This is a genomic window from Bacillus sp. FJAT-26390 (genome assembly GCF_001682865.1).
Classification (GTDB): Bacteria; Bacillota; Bacilli; order Paenibacillales; family Paenibacillaceae; genus Pristimantibacillus.
The window spans coordinates 1,509,771-1,527,875 of the sequence record NZ_MAQX01000001.1 but is presented as its reverse complement, the minus strand read 5'-3'; the positions used below and the strand labels follow the sequence as shown (position 1 = coordinate 1,527,875).

Annotated in this window: 16 protein-coding genes; 15 read left to right on the top strand and 1 reads right to left on the bottom strand. The window is 44.7% G+C overall.

Annotation, left to right across the window (positions count from 1 at the left end; genetic code table 11):
• Positions 1 to 60 precede the first annotated feature (60 nt).
• From A7975_RS07215 to A7975_RS33535, 3 genes are all read left to right on the top strand, one after another.
• On the top strand, positions 61 to 1,038 hold the full coding sequence (locus A7975_RS07215) for a cation diffusion facilitator family transporter (protein WP_053376459.1): 978 nt from the start codon (positions 61 to 63) through the stop codon (positions 1,036 to 1,038).
• Positions 1,039 to 1,333: 295 nt separating this feature from the next.
• The gene (locus A7975_RS07210; RefSeq protein WP_065384627.1) at positions 1,334 to 3,142 is read left to right on the top strand and encodes a PAS domain-containing sensor histidine kinase; all 1,809 of its coding nucleotides are present in this window, start codon (positions 1,334 to 1,336) and stop codon (positions 3,140 to 3,142) included.
• Between the two features lie 159 nt (positions 3,143 to 3,301).
• A complete protein-coding gene (locus A7975_RS33535; protein WP_141680215.1) occupies positions 3,302 to 3,910 on the top strand; it encodes a DUF4183 domain-containing protein in 609 nt (202 codons plus the stop codon).
• 485 nt (positions 3,911 to 4,395) lie between these two features.
• Here A7975_RS33535 and A7975_RS07200 read toward each other — a convergent pair whose 3' ends face one another.
• Positions 4,396 to 4,860, bottom strand: a complete 465-nt coding sequence (locus tag A7975_RS07200; RefSeq protein ID WP_065384865.1) for a MarR family winged helix-turn-helix transcriptional regulator — start codon at positions 4,858 to 4,860, stop codon at positions 4,396 to 4,398.
• A 128-nt stretch (positions 4,861 to 4,988) separates the two neighbouring features.
• Here A7975_RS07200 and A7975_RS07195 point away from each other — a divergent pair, with 128 nt between their 5' ends.
• From A7975_RS07195 to A7975_RS34025, 12 genes are all read left to right on the top strand, one after another.
• Positions 4,989 to 5,876, top strand: a complete 888-nt coding sequence (locus A7975_RS07195) for an SDR family NAD(P)-dependent oxidoreductase (protein ID WP_065384626.1) — start codon at positions 4,989 to 4,991, stop codon at positions 5,874 to 5,876.
• 144 nt (positions 5,877 to 6,020) lie between these two features.
• Positions 6,021 to 7,670: a helix-turn-helix domain-containing protein gene (locus A7975_RS07190; protein ID WP_065384864.1), complete on the top strand. Its 1,650-nt coding sequence runs from the start codon at positions 6,021 to 6,023 to the stop codon at positions 7,668 to 7,670.
• A 136-nt stretch (positions 7,671 to 7,806) separates the two neighbouring features.
• Positions 7,807 to 8,784, top strand: a complete 978-nt coding sequence (locus A7975_RS07185; protein WP_065384625.1) for an iron-hydroxamate ABC transporter substrate-binding protein — start codon at positions 7,807 to 7,809, stop codon at positions 8,782 to 8,784.
• Positions 8,785 to 8,802: 18 nt separating this feature from the next.
• Positions 8,803 to 9,810, top strand: coding sequence for a FecCD family ABC transporter permease (locus tag A7975_RS07180; RefSeq protein WP_065384624.1), 1,008 nt, complete (start codon positions 8,803 to 8,805; stop codon positions 9,808 to 9,810).
• On the top strand, positions 9,807 to 10,814 hold the full coding sequence (locus A7975_RS07175; protein ID WP_065384623.1) for a FecCD family ABC transporter permease: 1,008 nt from the start codon (positions 9,807 to 9,809) through the stop codon (positions 10,812 to 10,814). Before A7975_RS07180 ends, A7975_RS07175 begins: the two co-directional genes overlap by 4 nt.
• Positions 10,815 to 10,974: 160 nt before the next feature.
• Positions 10,975 to 12,516, top strand: coding sequence for a spore germination protein (locus A7975_RS07170; protein ID WP_082198017.1), 1,542 nt, complete (start codon positions 10,975 to 10,977; stop codon positions 12,514 to 12,516).
• Positions 12,503 to 13,603: a GerAB/ArcD/ProY family transporter gene (locus A7975_RS07165; protein WP_065384622.1), complete on the top strand. Its 1,101-nt coding sequence runs from the start codon at positions 12,503 to 12,505 to the stop codon at positions 13,601 to 13,603. Before A7975_RS07170 ends, A7975_RS07165 begins: the two co-directional genes overlap by 14 nt.
• Positions 13,600 to 14,712 carry a Ger(x)C family spore germination protein gene (locus tag A7975_RS07160; RefSeq protein WP_065384621.1) on the top strand — a complete coding sequence of 371 codons (1,113 nt, stop codon included), beginning with the start codon at positions 13,600 to 13,602 and terminating at the stop codon, positions 14,710 to 14,712. The genes A7975_RS07165 and A7975_RS07160 overlap by 4 nt, the downstream gene beginning before the upstream one ends.
• A gap of 120 nt (positions 14,713 to 14,832) precedes the next feature.
• Entirely contained in the window at positions 14,833 to 15,243 is a 411-nt protein-coding gene (locus A7975_RS07155) for a GNAT family N-acetyltransferase (protein WP_065384620.1), read from the top strand.
• A gap of 105 nt (positions 15,244 to 15,348) precedes the next feature.
• Entirely contained in the window at positions 15,349 to 16,575 is a 1,227-nt protein-coding gene (locus A7975_RS07150; RefSeq protein WP_082198015.1) for a MerR family transcriptional regulator, read from the top strand.
• Entirely contained in the window at positions 16,572 to 17,525 is a 954-nt protein-coding gene (gene nudK, locus A7975_RS07145; RefSeq protein WP_065384619.1) for a GDP-mannose pyrophosphatase NudK, read from the top strand. The genes A7975_RS07150 and nudK overlap by 4 nt, the downstream gene beginning before the upstream one ends.
• A gap of 259 nt (positions 17,526 to 17,784) precedes the next feature.
• Positions 17,785 to 18,024: a dockerin type I repeat-containing protein gene (locus tag A7975_RS34025; protein WP_176707695.1), complete on the top strand. Its 240-nt coding sequence runs from the start codon at positions 17,785 to 17,787 to the stop codon at positions 18,022 to 18,024.
• Positions 18,025 to 18,105 lie beyond the last annotated feature (81 nt).

Genomic DNA, 18,105 nt, shown 5'->3' with positions numbered 1-18,105 from the left:
ATCAGCATGCATGGAATACAGCCGCAATGGTAAAGGGCTAAGATTCAGGAGGTAAAAATAATGGATAAACAAAATAGTTTTATCTATTTAATGAAAAAAGGGAATATGTCATCTGGAACTGCCGCTATCGGTAACACTGCATTAGCTATCGTAAAAGGAATAGCTGCTGCAATAACAGGGAGTGGAGCCATGTTTGCATCAACAATGCATTCCGTTGCCGATGCGGTTAACCAAGCCTTTGTTTTTACAGGGAGCGTATTAGCGGAGAAAAAACCTACACCCAAGTTCCCCATCGGCTTTGGCCGGGTTATAAATATTTTTTGCATGATTGCGGTAATTGTCGTTACCGTTATGGCTTACCATACGATTATCGAAGGGTTTCATCTCTTGCATAATCCTGTGGAAGCGCACGGTTTTTGGCTTAATTTTATAGTTCTTCTGCTCTCGATTGCGGTTGATGGTTTCGTCCTGATAAAAGTGATGAAGGAAGTTGTTCGGGAGTCACGTACAGAAGCGAGCGGTTTTGGAATTATTAGCGCTTCATTCCGAAATGTAGGCCGTGCTGCTCCACCGACACGATTAGTGTTTTATGAAGACATTGTGGCAACGCTCGGAGCATTACTAGCTCTGTTGGCAGTAGTAGTAACTTCGGTAACTCGCTTTGAGCTGCTAGATGGGATATCGACGATATTGATTGGTTTACTCATGGTTGGCGTCGCTTTTCGGGTAGGTTATGATAACATGGTCGGGCTGATCGGCGTTGCGGCACCTCTTGATGTAGAGGTTAAAGTGGAAAAGCTTATACGTTCAGATCTGAATGTCACCGATATATTTCAAATGCGAATTTTGCAAGAAGGCAGATATTATCATGTTGATGGCCTAATCGAACTTAAGCCGGGGCTAACGCTTGCCGAAGCCGATGATATTAAGTTTCGCATAAGAGACAAACTGCTTACCGATCCTGACATCACGGATGTAACGCTTGGCATTCTTGAAGACAACGGTTTTCAAAACTGGGTTCCAGACAAAGAGGGCTAACAATGCTTGCGAATGAATTTTTACATAAAATGAAATCTTTATCGTACGTCCCACCCTTCGGGGTGTTTTTTTTGCTGAATGATAAAGCAACTCTAAAAAGCTATTAGGATGTATATCAAATAAAAATTTGAAGCGAATACTGTCGAAAATACAAACTAAAATAATGATTTTGGAATAAAATAAGTTAGACTAATTTTTTTTTGAACGATAGACCGATCAACCATTTATTTTATTATTAATATACGATATGATGCAAAAATAGATGGAAAATAGTCTGTGACATAATTGAAAAAGGGTGATATTTATTAAAGATTTTTTTTCAACATTAAATAAACCCAGACTAATATTATCTTTCCTAAATATTACTTCTGACGGAGTCGTTATCGTAGATACAGAAGGAAGAGTACTCGGTATCAACAAGAAGTTCGAGGAACTTCATGGATGGACCGAAGAAGAAGTGATTGGCAAGATTTTGCCGATGACGCCGGAAAAAGATAAAGCTATGGTGTTTGAGTTATATGAGAAAATTATACAAGGCGAAGAATACAGCGGGCGGGAAGTTGAAAAGCTAAGAAAAGATGGCAGTACTTTTTATGCGAATGTGACTATTTCTGCGATGCGAGATGATAGCGGAGAGGTCGTTGCATTCGTTGGCGTCGAGAGGGATATTACGGAAAAGAAACAGGCAGAAGCGCTGATCAAAGAAAGCGAGGAGCGGTATCGCCTGTTGGTCGAAAACTCTCCTGAGCCTATCGTGGTATTACAGGATAATAGGATTGCTTTTGTAAATCCTGCAGCGGTAATCCTCATTGGCGTTTCAAAACCGGAGGAACTGATAGGCGAAAATGCAGCTCGATTTTTTCATCCTGATGATTTAGACATCCTGCTCGGCGAAATCAATCAGTTATATACGTTCAATCAAGCTTGTTCGCTTTTGGATAAAAGGCTCATACGGTTAGATGATGAAATTATCCATATCGAAGTCAAAGCCGTACCTATTCAATTTCAAGGCAATAGATCGGTTCAGCTATTATTTCGAGATATTACAGAAAGAAAAAAAGCAGTGTTTGAGCTTGCTCAAAAAGAGCGGGAATATAGCCGTGTACTGAAGCTATCTCCTGAGCCTATCATACTTCACAGAAACTGTATCATTACCTTCGTTAATGATATGGCGTTAAAATTGTTTAACGCCCAAACGACAGAGGAGCTTATAGGACGCTCAGTCTTCGAATTTTCCAGTATCAGTTACCATGAGGGGATAATGGAAAGATTTGCACAAGCTATAGAAACCGATGGCTTTATGGAGTTTACAAGCCTTGAATTGCAGCGATTGGATGGGACTGTAGTGGATGTCGAGGTGTCATCTATTTTTATACATAGGCATGATGGAGAACCCGTCATTCAAACCGTAATTAGAGACATGTCAGAACGCAAACGGTCTGATCATATCATTCGAAGAGCGGAGAAGCTATCCATCGTGGGCGAGCTTGCTGCTGGAATAGCCCACGAGATACGCAACCCGTTAACGGCGTTAAAAGGGTTTTTACAGCTTTTAAAGTCAAAAGAAACAGCTTACGTCGATATTATGCTCGTAGAAATTGAACGAATCAACCAGATCGTGAATGAATTTATGAGTATGGCGAAGCCCCAAGCTGATAAGTTTGTGGAAACCGATTCAAAAGACCTGATTGAGAACGTCATATTTATGATGCAGCCACAGGCCATTTTATATAATGTTCAATTGAATTTCTATCTGGATGCGATGGATTCACGGATTTTTTGCGAGCCGAATCAACTGAAACAAGTTTTTATAAATTTGATCAAAAATTCAATAGAAGCCATGCCATCCGGAGGTACAATAAGTGTGAGGATCATTGCCAAGGATACGTCTGACTTGCAAATTGTGTTCAGCGACGATGGCTTGGGGATCCACCATGATCAAATTGCTAATCTTGGAAAACCGTTTTTCACAACGAAAGAAAAAGGAACGGGACTAGGCTTGATGGTTTGTTTCAAGATCATTGAAGCCCATCACGGGCACATCGATATTCAAAGCGAACTTGGTAAAGGAACCACAACGACAATCACATTGCCGTTTCCGTAGCCACCCCTTGGGGTGGTTTTTTTATTTTTAGGCAAGGGTTACCGATACCTATTTATGTTAAAAATAGATTCCAACCTAATCGTACTTGATATTTAGTCCATACCTCAAAGCGATCGTATCATATCATATATACATGAATGTAATAGGGAGTGATATGGCTTGGGTAGGAAATTAGCTGCAAAGAAGATAATACGGACAAGAAAACATAAATGTAACGAGAAATTATGTTCAACATCAGGGGTGAAATGGAGATACTCTATTTCTAGCAATAGAAAAAAATGCGATAAGAGAATCATTCCAAATCGTCCTCGAAAAAGAAGGAAAAAAAATAAAAAGATCATTATTGTAAAACGGAATCCTGTTGTTATTGATCAACAAGGCATACAAGGACCTCAGGGAATGCAAGGGCCACAAGGGCCACAAGGGCCACAAGGTGAAAGAGGCGCGACGGGGACTGTTATCATCCCTGACATCATCATTTTGCCTACTGTTCAAAGATATTTTCATGTAATAACCGAAGACACCCAAACTCAAGTAACGTTTCCAGCTAATGCATTCACTAATGATGAGGGAACACCTATTACCGCATTTTTAGACATTGGACCAAATAGCTACAGCAATCTTTATATCAACGGGATCCTGCAAGAAGGTGGTATATATCTTTTGAACGAAAGCGCTTTGACCATCATTTTCAACAATCAAGATATTTTTTCGGGTACGCCAATTATTATTGAAATCGTTAGGTTTTTAGCTCAAGTTATCGCTTAATAGGGTTCTAATCAAATATATTTTTCCAGCCCTTCCCTTGCCAGCAATTCTTAATTTTAAGGATTGTCGGCATTATCTTTTCTTTGTTTATCGAGCTTCGTACATAATTGCTGCAAATCATGATGAGAAAGGAAATGAGTATAATGCCGATCATATTGCCGATCTCCCCCCCAATCATATCCGGATTTATTTATAATCTAAGCGCGCTCAGACTGTACCATTAGAGACAGATGTTATTTTTGATACAAATGTTATCGTAACACCCGGAATTGTACATGTTCCTATCTCGATCTCTGGCGTTGAACCGAACCAATTCGCACTCTTTCTAAATGGAGTTCTGGCTCCAGGGACCGTATATGGATCAGGGGCAGGGACTCAGCAAACCAATGGACAGGCAATCATGTCTCTGGCGGGACACAAACTAATGTAAATGCTTCGGTAATAATTAAAAAATTAGGTTAATTTCTAGATAAATGTGAACGATGCTAGATACGATCGTTTCCGTTAAAGAGTCTGAGCATTGCTGTAAAATTTTCAAGCTGCTCATCATCCCATTTTGAAAGGCGATCATAGAATGCAGACTCTTTCTCTCTTAGGGCATCAATTGTCTTTTGTCGTCCAAGCTCCGTAAGAGATAACCGTATTCCTCGACGATCCTCAGGGGAAGGCTCACTTTTTACATAGTCCAAGAGCTTAAGTTGATTGACAAGACGAGTAACTGAGCTGCGGTCCATTGCTGTTGATTCCGCTAAAATGGTGGCACTTGTTGGGCCGAACGAGAAAAGCCAACGAACAATAAGAAAAGCTGCAGGCTGCAGCGATGAATCAAAACGTGCCGCCGCTCTTACATTGAGCGCATGCGAGGCGCTAATGAGTGCATTTATCTGTTCGCCGAGCTGAAGTTCAAGCTGCGCTCTCGGCGTATTTTTGTAGGGATCATCATGCTCCATATTATTCACCTCGAATTGGTTAATGCCATATGTTTGACATATATCAATCAAAAACATATAGTTGATATATATCAATTATAAAGCGGCACCTGTTAGGTGTCAAAAGTTTGAGGTGAAGGGGAATCATGATGACTACTCGTTCTACTATTGTAATCACAGGCGCAACAAGCGGTTTGGGGCAACTTGCGGCAATTGAACTAGCAAAGCGTAATACGTATTTGGTATTGACAGCTAGAAGCAGAGATAGGGCGGAAATGACGAAGAAATTATTATATGATCGTTCACCCGAAACAAAAGTAGATTTCTATTATGGAGACTTATCCTTGCTGGAGGATGTCAGGCGAGTCGGAAATGAAATAAAAAATGGCTATCGAAAAATAGATGTATTAGTGAATAATGCAGGGCTGCATGCATTCGAACAGAGGATAACTAAAGAAGGGTTTGCAGAAATGATAGCAGTAAACTATTTGGCTCCGTGGTTATTGACGCATACCTTAAAGCAATCCCTAATGAACGCAGGAAATGCCAGGATTGTAAATGTTGCTTCTGAAGCATCGCGCAGCCATGGTAAACTTAAGCTTCCAGAGGATCTGGTCGATACGTCTATGTTTACTTCCAGAGGCTCATCGGCGATATATGGAAAAACGAAACTGCTTGATATTATGTTTACGGCTGAATTGGCACGTCAATGGAGTGGAACCGGGATTACGGTCAATGCACTAAATCCAGGATTTAATGTGACGGGTCTGGGGCGTGAGCTTTGGTTTGCATCTATGCTGGAGCACCTATTGCATTTTTTGCGTATCGGTGATCCGCGCAAAGGAGCGGATATCATAACCCGGTTAGTTGCGGAGCCGCAATACGAAGGGGTGACCGGCGGATATTTTAACGTTGGAACAGGAAACGCTATTGTGCCTGCATACCCGGGCGGAGATATCGCTATGCAAAATATACTGTGGAATTCTACGAAACAATTATTAATAAAAAGAGGCTTCTTATTTGAAAGCATAGATTAATATTGTTTGTTGAAGCTGAGTATGGATGATATCTACCTAATGGTTGTACAATAAAATGGTTTCATCAGGACCTTACTAATTCGTTGCAAAGCTCAAGGACGTTTTTCACTATGATTTGGATTGGAGGTTTTGGTTGTGAAAAACATGGTTGTCTCTGAGTGGGCAGAGTCTCACTTTCCATTATATACGGCTGACAACATTCTTTCGGTTTATAGCACTTCTAATCTCCCGCTGTATGAAATTAATGAGCGTTCAACTGTTCTCATTGCGATCGCCAGCGGCAAGGGGAGCCTTCAGGCCAATGATGATACTTACGAGCTGACGGCAGGAAGCGTCATCCTTCTCCCGGCTCATACCGAGGCTGCTCTTATTGCGAATATCCAGCATCCTCCCCATGTCTATAAGCTTGCTATTAGTACAAGGGAGCAATCGAGTTCACTGCCGGAAGGTACAATGGTGCGGAAGAGCGAGGCAGCCTCGAATTCGAATATTCAATTTTTCGCCTATGAACCTGCGATCACAGCCTATGTGGAGGAGCTATATATCCATCGATTGCCAGAGAGCGAAATTCGGCATGTGCAAAATCAAATTGTGTTTCACCAAATTTTACTCCAATTGCTGGAGGGGCAAGAGGCCAAAAATGCTTCTAGCGAAAAACCTTCGATGGAACGCAGCATTTCTTACTTGGAGAACCACTACAGCGATAAAATCACGCGTGAGCAATTAGCTGGCATTGCAGGCGTAAGCGCATCGCACTATTCGATTCTCTTCAAGCAGCATACCGGCTTCTCGCCGAATGAATACTTGTCGCGGCTTCGTGTTCACCGTGCCAAGGAGCTATTGCTTAGCGGCTCGGGCACGCTTAGAGAGATTGCGCTGAAGGTTGGTTACAAGGATGAGTTTTATCTCAGCCGCCGTTTTAAGCAGCAGACAGGCGCAGCGCCCTCTGCCTACAACCGAGGATCGTTCCAGCGAGTGGCCGTATTGCTTACGCCTTATGCCTGCCATCTGCTTCTGCTTGGCTTGGAGCCAGCTGTGCTCATTTCGGAAAGCAGCGAATACGTTAACACGTTTGGTCTTCAGCCGCCGCAAACGATGGTGTTTATAAATACGACCAGTTCTGCAGAACAGGTGAAAGCTTCCTTGCTCGATAACAACATCGAGCTGATTATTGCGGCAAGCCAGCATCTGCATCATTATGGATTGAATGGAGAACATTTGCGTGCAGTTGCGCCGGTTGTGGAAATTTCTTGGATGGAATTAGGCTGGAAAGAGCATATGCGTCTGATCGCGGAGGTCATACAACGAAGTGATAAAGCCGAGCAATGGTTGGCCGATTTTGAGAAAGAGGAAAAGGCAGCACGTTCGAAGGTAGAGCAAAGCCAAGCTGCAAATGAAGTGATTACGATTCTAGTTATAAAGCCGGAAGAATTGCTCGTATATGGAGTTCGCAATGTAGGATGTGTTATTTATCAATCGCTAGGATTGCAGCCACCTGCAAGGATCAAGCGGGAGATGGAGACGCGCGGGGATCAATTTCATTCCATTCCCATTGAGATATCGGAGCTTGCAGATTATGCAGGGGATAGAATACTTGTCATTGTGTTTCCGGATGTGAAAGGTTCAACCGCGCATTCTGAGGCGATATTCAAGTCCTACTATTGGAGCAAGCTTCCTGCCGTACAGCTTAATCATGTGCATTTGCTCGACCGGGATGAATGGATTCCTTACAATCCGGTATCTATTCGCTTGCAGCTTCAAAGGGCAGTAACGTTGTTTACAGGTAACCAATAGTCCAAAGGATTTTTCAAACAAAAAGGCATGGCTCGACGTATACGGGATCCCTATAATAGTTTTATGGAAATGAAAATGATAATTATTTTCAATGCCGTAAAAAAAGGCAGCACTAGAAAAGGGAGAGAGTCATCTTATGAAAAAGCTTTATTTACCACTCGTTTTGATCTTAGTTATGGTTTTGAGCGCTTGCGGAAGCAATCAATCGAACAAAACTACCAATGCTAGCAACACGACTTCCGAGTCTTCCTCGAACGCACCGTCCGGTGAGGAGTCACCTACAACCGCCACGGATTCGGACACTTTTACTTATCAATCCGAGAATGGGCCTGTAGAGGTTCCGACTGATCCACAACGTGTTATTGTGATCACACGATTTTTAACGGGGAATGTTATGGCGTTAGGTGTGCCGCTTGTCGGCGTGGACGAAATGTCCAAGTCCAACCCGAATTTCGTAGAGAAGCTAGCTAATACAGAAGCAGTTACGGACGAAAGCCTTGAGAAGATCATCGAGCTGAATCCGGATCTCATTATCGGTCTCTCCGATATTAAGAACATCGACAAACTCAAGCAAATCGCGCCTACCGTTACTTACACATACGGCAAAGTTGATTTCCTGACGCAGCAGCTTGAAATCGGCAAGCTGTTGAATAAAGAGCAGGAAGCTAAGGATTGGGTCGAAGATTTTAATGCGCGTACCAAAAAGGTCGGAGAAGAAATCAAAGCGAAAATCGGCGCGGATGCGACGGTTTCGGTCATCGAGACGTTCAATAAGCAGCTCTACGTTTACGGTGAAAATTTTGGCCGCGGAACGGAAATCCTCTATCAGCAATTCGGCCTAGGCATGCCTGAGAAAGTGAAGGAAGCGACGAAGAAAGAGGGCTACTTTGCCGTATCGACGGAAGTTTTGAAGGATTACACAGGCGACTATATTATTTTCAGCAAAAACGCGGATGAAGACAACTCGTTCCAAGATACCGAGACATATAAAAATATTCCGGCTGTCAAAAACCGGCATGTCTTTGAAGCGGATGCGAAGGCATTTTATTTTAACGACCCGCTTAGCATGGAATACCAACTGGAATTTTTCATAAAAAACTTTCTCGGCCAATAACGAGAAGAAGAGAGTCCAATGAAGAGTAAACGACACCTTGTTCCTATCTCATACAAGCTCCTTGTCTGCGCAATTGTGCTTATGCTGAGCTTCATCGCGTCGATGATATTTGGTGCCGCGGATACGACGTTCGAGGATTTTTGGCTTGCACTAACTTCCGACTCGAAAAGTGACAGCATTCTCGTCCTGCGTGAGATTAGGCTGCCCCGTGAGCTTGCGGCGATTTTGATCGGCGCCGCTTTTGGCGTATCCGGCGCTATCATGCAGGGGGTCACGCGCAATCCGCTTGCTGATCCGGGCCTGCTTGGCCTAACTTCCGGCGCCAACATGGCGCTTGCGTTAGCTTTCGTATTCATTCCGGGGCTGAACTATTTCGGCATCATGGTCGCTTGTTTCCTTGGCGCCGCTCTTGGAGCAGCTTTAGTCATCATTCTTGGCTCGACGAGGCGGGGAAAATTGTCTCCGATGCGAATCGTATTGGCAGGTGCTGCTGTTTCCGCATTTTTGTATGCCATCTCGGATGGCGTCAGCATCTTTTTCAAAATTTCCAAAGACGTAACGATGTGGACCGCTGGAGGTTTGATCGGAACAACATGGAGCCAGCTCCAAGCTATTGCACCGGTGATTTTAATCGGGATTGCGGTGGCACTGCTTATGTCTAGCCAAGTGAGCATACTTAGTTTGAGCGACGAGGTGGCGACGGGTCTCGGACAAAAGCTGATGCTGATCAAAGCCATCTTGTTTATTCTTGTCATTGTACTTACTGGGGCCTCGGTAGCGCTTGTCGGCAATATGGCATTTGTGGGTCTGATGATTCCGCACATCGTCCGTAGATTCGCAGGCACCGATTATCGGCATATCATGACTTTCTCGGCTGTTGTGGGAGCAACGTTCATGCTGCTTGCCGATACGCTAAGCCGTACGATTAACGCGCCGTATGAGACACCGGTGGCAGCTATAGTAGCTTTGCTAGGCTTGCCTTTCTTCTTATTCGTCGTGCGCAGAGGAGGCAAAGCTTTCTCATGATACGGTTAGCGCTCATTCGTAAACAACGCTTAATCCTGCTTGTTAGTTTAGGGCTTATCGTTGCAACAGCTGCAGCCAGTATGGGGATCGGTTATTCCTCTTTGTCGTTTGACAGGCTGATACCTGTTTTATTCGGCCATGGTACATTCAAAGAAGATTTTGTCTTGTTCTCCGTCCGGCTGCCGCGGATTGTAATTACGCTGCTGTCAGGTATGGCGCTTGCGCTCTCAGGTTCCATTTTGCAAAGCGTCACGCGCAACGACCTGGCAGATCCCGGTATCATCGGCATTAACTCTGGAGCGGGCGTGGCGATAGCCGTCTTCTTCCTGTACGTCCCGATCGACGTGGGATCATTTGTTTACGTCCTGCCGCTTGTTGCTTTTGTAGGCGCATTGGTAACGGCCGTTCTTATCTATTTATTCTCGTACAGCCGATCGCGCGGGCTTGATCCCATCCGGCTAGTGCTGGTTGGCGTCGGCTTCTCCATGGCGCTGTCGGGGATTATGATTGTAATCATCTCGTCTGCGGAACGCTCGAAGGTTGATTTTATCGCGAAATGGATTGCGGGCAATATATGGGGGGCGGATTGGCCATTTATTTGGGCATTGCTTCCATGGTTGTTCCTGCTCATACCGTTTACCTTATATAAGTCTCATAGACTTAATCTTCTTGCGTTAAACGAAGAGACGGGAATTGGCGTTGGTTTAAAACTTGAAAAGGAACGCCTTGTGTTAATTCTGACCGCAGTTGCATCTGCTGCTTCTGCGGTATCTGTAACAGGCGGAATTGCATTTATTGGACTGATGGCTCCGCATATTGCCAAAGCATTGGTAGGTCCTCGCAATCAGCTGTTCATTCCCGTTGCGGTTTTGCTCGGGGGCTGGCTGCTGTTAATCGCGGATACGCTCGGACGCAATCTCGTCGATCCTGACGGGATTCCGGCAGGCATCATGGTTTCATTAATCGGCGGGCCGTACTTTGTTTATCTATTGCTAAAAAAATAGCCGAGACCAAGCGGCGATACTAATAAAGACGACATTCAATTCACCAATTGAATGTCGTCTTTTTGTTTCTTCGACTTCAATGGGACGATTAGGCGTTGGAATAAAGGAACCATATGCTGGTAACAATACGCTGTGAAGAAAAGAGGAAAGGGGTGCCGTTATGGGGTTTTTCAGTCAGATCTTTTCTAACAATCATCGTAAAAGCACGGGCATGTCCAGCACTAACCGAAAAAAGCCGATTTTCCATAACGTGGCTGATACCATTGATAAAAATGTTTCATATGTAAACGAAGCCCTCTTCCATACTGAAGATCTTGTTAACCGCCCCATCCATTTTCTAGCTGAGCAAAGCTGCCTTCTCTATCTCAATTCGGCATGTGATCCGGGCAAAATCGAGGAGATTATCCTAAAGCCGCTGCAGCGAGCGCAGGAAGCGAATCCGGATCGTGATCTGACAGGTGCAATAATAGAGAAACACAACAATCTAGAGGATGTCATCGATCTCATGATTCGCGGATATGCCGTTCTCTTCCTTGAAGGCCGTCAAGAAAGCCACGCGATTTATGTTCCTTGCATCAACATTAGAGCAGTAGATGAGCCTGCTAACGAAAAATCAATTCAAGGTGCGCATGACGGATTTATTGAGAACATGCATGTTAATCTTCAGTTAGTCCGCAAGCAAATCAACAGCCGGAACTTGGTCGTGCGCCGATATACGTTGGGGAACATGACGAAGACCGAAGCGTCCCTCGTATATTTGAACGACCTGGCGAGCCCGGAACTAGTTGAGGAGATTGATCGCAAAATGAAGGCGGTCAACGCGGATAACTTAATGAATGCCTATCTGTTGCTCGAATATATCGAGAACCGTTCGTTTTCTCCATTTCCGCAAATTCTTCAAACCGAACGGCCTGATCGAGTGGCGGGTAATCTGTTGGAAGGCCGCGTTGCACTTCTAATGGAGGGAACGCCTGCCGTACTGATCATGCCTGCAACCTTCTTCGTATTTTATCAATCGCCTGACGATTACAACAGTCGATCCCTGGCTGGTTCATTCCTAAGATTATTACGGCTGTTAAGCTTCCTGATCGCCATTACTCTACCTGCCTACTATATTGCGGTCGTGTCGTTTCATTATGAAGTCATCCCAATGGAACTGTTTTATCAAATTAAAGGCAGCGTTGAGAAAATTCCTTACCCGCCCATTCTGGAAGCGTTGTTCATGGAGCTTACGATAGAGCTGCTCAGAGAAGCTGGAATGCGATTGCCCGCGCCTATCGGCCAGTCGATTGGCATAGTTGGAGGTCTGGTCATCGGAGACGCGGTCGTTCGGGTCGGACTCGTATCGTACCCGATGATCATCGTGGTTGCTTTGACTGCAATCGCGTCATTCGTCGTTCCCTCTCATGAGATGAGTTATTCTGTGCGGCTGTTAAGGTTTCCGGTGATGATTGCGGCAGCGCTGTTCGGATTTTTGGGCATCGTGTTTTCTTTAACCGCGATTGCCGTGCATCTATGCAAGCTTGAATCGTTTGGTACTCCTTACTTCGCCCCAGTTGCTCCTTTGCGGCTGAAGGATTGGAAGGACGCTATTGTTCGGCTTCCCTTCTGGAAGCTGAATGAACGTCCTATTGACGCGCATCCACAAAAGCTGGTTCAAGAAAACAGTTCGAAGGAGGAGAGGAGTGATGATCGCGGATAAGGAGAAAATAACGCCAGGACAACTGACGGTTATCGTTATTCAAGCCCAGATCGGAGTAAGTGTTTTGTTTTTACCTTCCATCGTTGAAACCGTTGCTAAAAACGATTCTTGGATTTCCGTCATTTTGGCAGGACTCGCGGTATGTCTCATGATCGTGATCATGTGGGGGCTGAGCCGGAGATTTCCCGCGATGATATTGTTTGATTATTTACCTCTGCTGTTAGGGAAATTCGTGGGGAAAATCGTGCATATCATTTATGTGCTGATGTTCATTTTTGAATGCAGCCTCATGTTGGTCCAATTCGCCGACGTGATCAGGGATTGGATTTTTCTAAGAACTCCCGCCTGGGTAATCTTGGCTCTCATGCTGCTCACATCCCTATATATGATCAGGGAAAATATTCGATTGATTGCGCGGTTTTTAGTGCTGACATTTGTGCTGATCTTTGCCTTAATCTTTATCGCGACATATGCGTACCGAGACGCGGATATTATGTATATTTTGCCAATCAATCAAGCCGGGTTTTCAAATATCGTAAATGGCATGCTGAAATCCATGAATTCATTGTACGGCTTTGAAATTCTTTTGTTCTGTTATCCCTACGTACAGGGGAAAAGCAAACAAATTTTGAAAGCAACGCTCTACGCTAATCTATTCTCGACGCTAATGTATACCTTTTTGGTGTTCACCTGCTTGATTGTTTTCAGCCCGGAAGAGCTTAGGGTTATTCCTCAGCCTGTTCTGTACATGGTGAAGGGGTTGTCATTCACCATATTCGAGCGTGCCGATTTATATTTCTTAACGATCTGGACAGTCGTGGTCATCTCGACGGTAATGGTCTTTCTGTACATGTCGGCTAAGGCGGTATCCACGCTGTTCGGTAAAAAAAATCATGCGGGGACTGCGCCATTTGTTGCCCTAATCATCTTCTGTATTTCGCTTGTCCCACACGATCAAGACATGGTTAATACACTGCAGAGAATTGTATCGATCCTAACCGGCGTCTCTCTTGTAGTGATTCCGGTCGTTTTACTGAGCATCTCCTTGCTCTTGAAGATCAAAAGGAAGGAACAGGCGGAAGCATGAACAAACACCTCCACTGGGTAATGATAGGTTCAATTGCCGCTTTGTTATGCGGATGCTGGGATCAACAGCTTTTAAAGAACGAGAGAAATGTGAGCATAAGCGGCATGGATCAAGGTACCGATGGCATGCTTCAGTCCACGGTATCCATTCGGGATATTACGGTGACAGAAGCAGGCAGCAAGGATAGGAGCGAAGTCCATTCCGTGATGGCGAGAAGCAGCCAGCATGCAACGGAATTGATTGACGAGGAAGTATCCGGCGGCTATTCTTCAGCCAAATTGAGAGTGCTTCTGATCGGCGAAGCTTTAGTGAAAAACGCAGATATCAAACCTTACCTTGATCTGTATTATCGTGATCCGAAAAGTCCCTTAACCGCGAGAATCGCCGTTACGAAAGGAAAAGCGAAGGATATGATCGAGCTTCAGCATATTGGGACGAAGACGATCGGCTTGTACATCGACGATCTTCTCAGCAGTATGGAAGAATCGTCGGCCATTCCCCGGGTCAATATTGAAACGCTTCATCCGCTGGACCGCGGGTTTGACTTTGCCTTGCCCTATCTGATCAATCATAAAGGAATGCCAACCGTTAGCGGCATTGCGATGTTCAGCGGTACCAAGATGACGGGAAAGCTAGACCGGGACGAAGCTAGGGTGTATCTTCTTTTGTCGGGCAGTAAAAACAAAAACGCGAGGCTGACATTAAAATCGGTGGATTTAAACAATACAAACAGCTACAACTACGTCACCTTCGAAGTAAAGAAATTAACGCGAAAGCTTAAAGTAATCGTATCGGACAAGCAGCAAATTAGGGTTAAGCTAGATTTAAAGCTTAGGGTTTCTATTTTAGAAGATCCAAGCGACCATTTATATAAGATGAGTGTGATGCATGATCTTGAACGGTTCTTATCGGAACAGATGAGGGACGAATCGATAGCCATTATTCAAAAGATGCAATTGGCCAAGCACGACGGTTTTGGAATTGCCCGCAGACTTATGTCGTTTCACCCCGAACTATGGAAGCAGATCGACTGGAAGAAAGAGTACCCGCAAATTCCTTTCGATACAAGTGTCTCCTTGCAAATCGTGAACACGGGCATTACAGAGTGAATTCAGGTTACGGGCGATTCCGAATTATGGTAATATAGTTGAGATCCATATTCGTAAATCTAGCATAGCAGCCTCTTAAAAAAGACTTGCAAAACCTGTGAATATAAAGGGGGGGTAGTGTTGAGAGTAGTTGCCGCAACGGAATCAGACTATGAATACGTTAGAATCCATGATCACCATCTTTTAGAGCGTTTAATTTTACCGAAAATTCAGGGAAATGAAATATATCTATTACAAAATGATGATGAAACGAATATCGGATGGATGAGGCATGGTTATTTTTGGGACAATACCCCTTTTATGAATATGATTTGGATTGATGAACCATATCGCAGCAAGGGGATAGGGAAGCAAGCTGTGCTCTTTTGGGAAGAAGAGATGAGACAAAATGGTTTTAAATGGGTGATGACATCTACGATGGCGAACGAAGAGGCACAGCACTTTTACAGAAAATTAGGTTATAGGGATGCAGGCTGTTTATTGCTTGAAAATGAGCCATTGGAAATTCTGCTGACCAAAGGATTAATCTAGCGTAATATCGAAGGGCTGCCATGTGGCAGCCCTTCTTTTAAATAAAGCTTGTAGGTGACGTTACGTCACCTTATATAATGGAAATCACGAAAGGAGGATGGGTGTTTGAAGCCAGGGGAAGTTCAATATCTGACGACAGGCCAGCTTGCGCAGCGAACGGGGATGACGCTCAGAACACTCCGTTATTATGATAAGATCGGTCTGCTGAAGCCCGCAAAATACAACCATACATCCATCCGACTATACAGCAAAGATGATGTAGCACGACTGGAAAAGATCCAGATGCTTAAGTACATCGGGTTATCCCTGGCCGAGATCAGTCAAATTATGCTGAACGACACTGCGCCAGAACGAGACTTAAGAAGCTCATTGAAGATGCAAAAAGACATCATCCAGCATAAGATCGCTCATATGATGTACGTATCTAAAACCATTGAAGAAGCGCTGGGTATGGTTGATGAGCAAGGTGAGGAAGTGGATTGGGAAGGTTTAGCGGGCATAATCCAATCGATTCATAAGGAAAAGGACTGGAGTGAGCAGTACCAAAACGCATTTCGGCTGCAAGCGAGAATAAGTCTGTACGATCAGTTTAGCCTCAATAAGATCGGATGGCACAGGTGGTTCTTTGAACATCTGGGCTCGGTTCCCCATTTAAAGGTGCTGGAGCTTGGTTGCGGTGATGCTGCCTTATGGCGGCGAAATGTAGACCTCATCCCCGAAACCTGGAACATTACGCTTACGGACCTGTCGCCAGGAATGCTTGATGAGGCAAAGATAAGTTTGGGTGCGCACAGCGGGCGATTCAAATTTCTAGTTGCCGACGCCCAGGCGGTTCCTTTTCATGACAATGAATTTGATATCGTAATTGCCAATCACATGCTCTATCATGTACTCGATATTAACCGGGCTGTCCCTGAAATGCATCGGATACTAAAGCCTGGTGGCTGCTTGTACGCCTCAACGATGAGCAAAAGCCATTTGCGGGAAATCGAGCAGTTGACGCAAGCTTTTGACGCAAATATTCAGGTGCTTGATCCTGTAATGGAACGTTTCCATCTGGATAACGGGAAAGAAGCGCTGCAGGACTCGTTTGCAGAGATCGAACAGATCCGCTTTGAGGATCACATGCTGATTGACGATGAACAGCCTCTCATCCAATACATTACTTCAACGCCGATGAATGCGAGGACGGTTCTTGTCGGCGGGAAGCTCGACCAATTCACAACTTATTTGCGTGCCAAGATAGCGGAAAAAGGAGCTCTCTACATCACGAAGGATTCGGGATTTTTTAAGGCAAAAAAAATGGTTGAGGATAAGGAGAAATACATATGAATCCGAATATTGAAATCGTGAAAGAAGAAATTTTATCTAATAATTGGTATGTTTTGAAGAAGATGACTTTCAAGTATCAAAAGCGCGACGGCAGCTGGGAAACGCAAGAAAGAGAAGCGTATGACCGTGGCAACGGCGCTGCGATTCTGCTGTATAACTTGGAAAAGCAAACCGTGATTCTGACCCGGCAATTTCGAATGCCGACTTATATAAACGGAAATGAGAACGGGATACTTATCGAGGCTTGCGCCGGGCTGCTGGATAAGGACTCGCCGGAGGACTGCATACTCCGAGAAGCGGAAGAGGAAACCGGATTCCGGTTGGCTAATGTCCAGAAGGTTGGGGAGGCTTATATGTCTCCGGGCTCGGTCACGGAAATATTATATTTTTTTGTTGCGGAATATGCCTCGCATATGCAGACGGGACAGGGCGGAGGCGCAGAAAAAGAACAGGAAGAGATCGAAGTGCTGGAACTGCCCTTCGAGCAAGCGCTGAGCATGGTGGAGAACGGTGAAATACGAGATGGGAAAACGATTATGCTGCTTCAATACGCTCAGCTTAACGGGTTGATTCAGCCCAAGAGCAAGTCACTGCATATATTGGTAGCGGGGCCTTACCGTTCCAATACGGGAGACGATTCAAAGCTAATCGAGGCTAATATGCGGCTGATGAATGAAGCGGCATTACGCGTTTATGAAATAGGGCATATGCCGGTACTTGGCGAATGGTATGCGCTGCCGCTCATGGAAATGGCAGGATCACGACGGATCGGAGATGAGATTTTCGACCGTATGTTTCACCCATCGTCCGTTCGCTTGTTATCTCATTGTGACGCGGTACTGAGAATTGGGGGACCGTCAAAGGGTGCCGATGAAATGGTCAGAACAGCTGAAGCTATGGGGAAAAAAATATTCTGTGATCTCAATGAGATACCGGTTAGAAGCCTCTAAAGTTATGAAGCTAGCATCAAATTAGCCCCTCCCCTGTTGAACAGGCGGGGGTTGCTTGGTATTAATTCGGCAGCATATTGACGGGCTTGCTCTACTTGAGCTCACACCTATTCACGGAAAATAACAATAAATTCCTGTTTTTTGTAAATACACATAGCTATGGGGACATGTATGCTGATGAAGCGCACCCATTAAAAACTAACTGCAGAATGCGCCATCCATTATCGTATTATGTTGTGTTTAATAAGGGGTCGGGAGAATTCGACAATGGCGGGAATTACACGAGAGAGGCTATCGCACTGAGGGCAGCGGCTCAGATGGCGACCTGAACCATGACGGTAAAATCTCGATTGGAGATTTAGCGATCGTTGCCAGCCACTACGGCAAGAACAGCGACAGTCCAGACTGGAACGCAGCGAAGGCTGCTGACCTAAGTGGCGATAACCAGATTGATATTGAAGATTTTGCAAAAATGGCGAAAAAAATTTTGAATGTGTAAGTGTGAAGGAATCATGGTATAAAAGGGGGATTTAAAATTTTGTGAGATGAAGCACTGGTGGAATAAGACCGGCAGCCAAGC

What these genes read in the sequence shown, in the direction of transcription:
- A7975_RS07215 (WP_053376459.1), top strand. Translation starts at nt 61, where the DNA reads ATGGATAAACAAAATAGTTTTATCTATTTAATGAAAAAAGGGAATATG.
- A7975_RS07200 (WP_065384865.1), bottom strand. Translation starts at nt 4,860, where the DNA reads ATGGAGCATGATGATCCCTACAAAAATACGCCGAGAGCGCAGCTTGAA.
- A7975_RS07195 (WP_065384626.1), top strand. Translation starts at nt 4,989, where the DNA reads ATGACTACTCGTTCTACTATTGTAATCACAGGCGCAACAAGCGGTTTG.
- A7975_RS07190 (WP_065384864.1), top strand. Translation starts at nt 6,021, where the DNA reads ATGGTTGTCTCTGAGTGGGCAGAGTCTCACTTTCCATTATATACGGCT.
- A7975_RS07185 (WP_065384625.1), top strand. Translation starts at nt 7,807, where the DNA reads ATGAAAAAGCTTTATTTACCACTCGTTTTGATCTTAGTTATGGTTTTG.
- A7975_RS07180 (WP_065384624.1), top strand. Translation starts at nt 8,803, where the DNA reads ATGAAGAGTAAACGACACCTTGTTCCTATCTCATACAAGCTCCTTGTC.
- A7975_RS07175 (WP_065384623.1), top strand. Translation starts at nt 9,807, where the DNA reads ATGATACGGTTAGCGCTCATTCGTAAACAACGCTTAATCCTGCTTGTT.
- A7975_RS07170 (WP_082198017.1), top strand. Translation starts at nt 10,975, where the DNA reads ATGGGGTTTTTCAGTCAGATCTTTTCTAACAATCATCGTAAAAGCACG.
- A7975_RS07165 (WP_065384622.1), top strand. Translation starts at nt 12,503, where the DNA reads ATGATCGCGGATAAGGAGAAAATAACGCCAGGACAACTGACGGTTATC.
- A7975_RS07160 (WP_065384621.1), top strand. Translation starts at nt 13,600, where the DNA reads ATGAACAAACACCTCCACTGGGTAATGATAGGTTCAATTGCCGCTTTG.
- nudK (WP_065384619.1), top strand. Translation starts at nt 16,572, where the DNA reads ATGAATCCGAATATTGAAATCGTGAAAGAAGAAATTTTATCTAATAAT.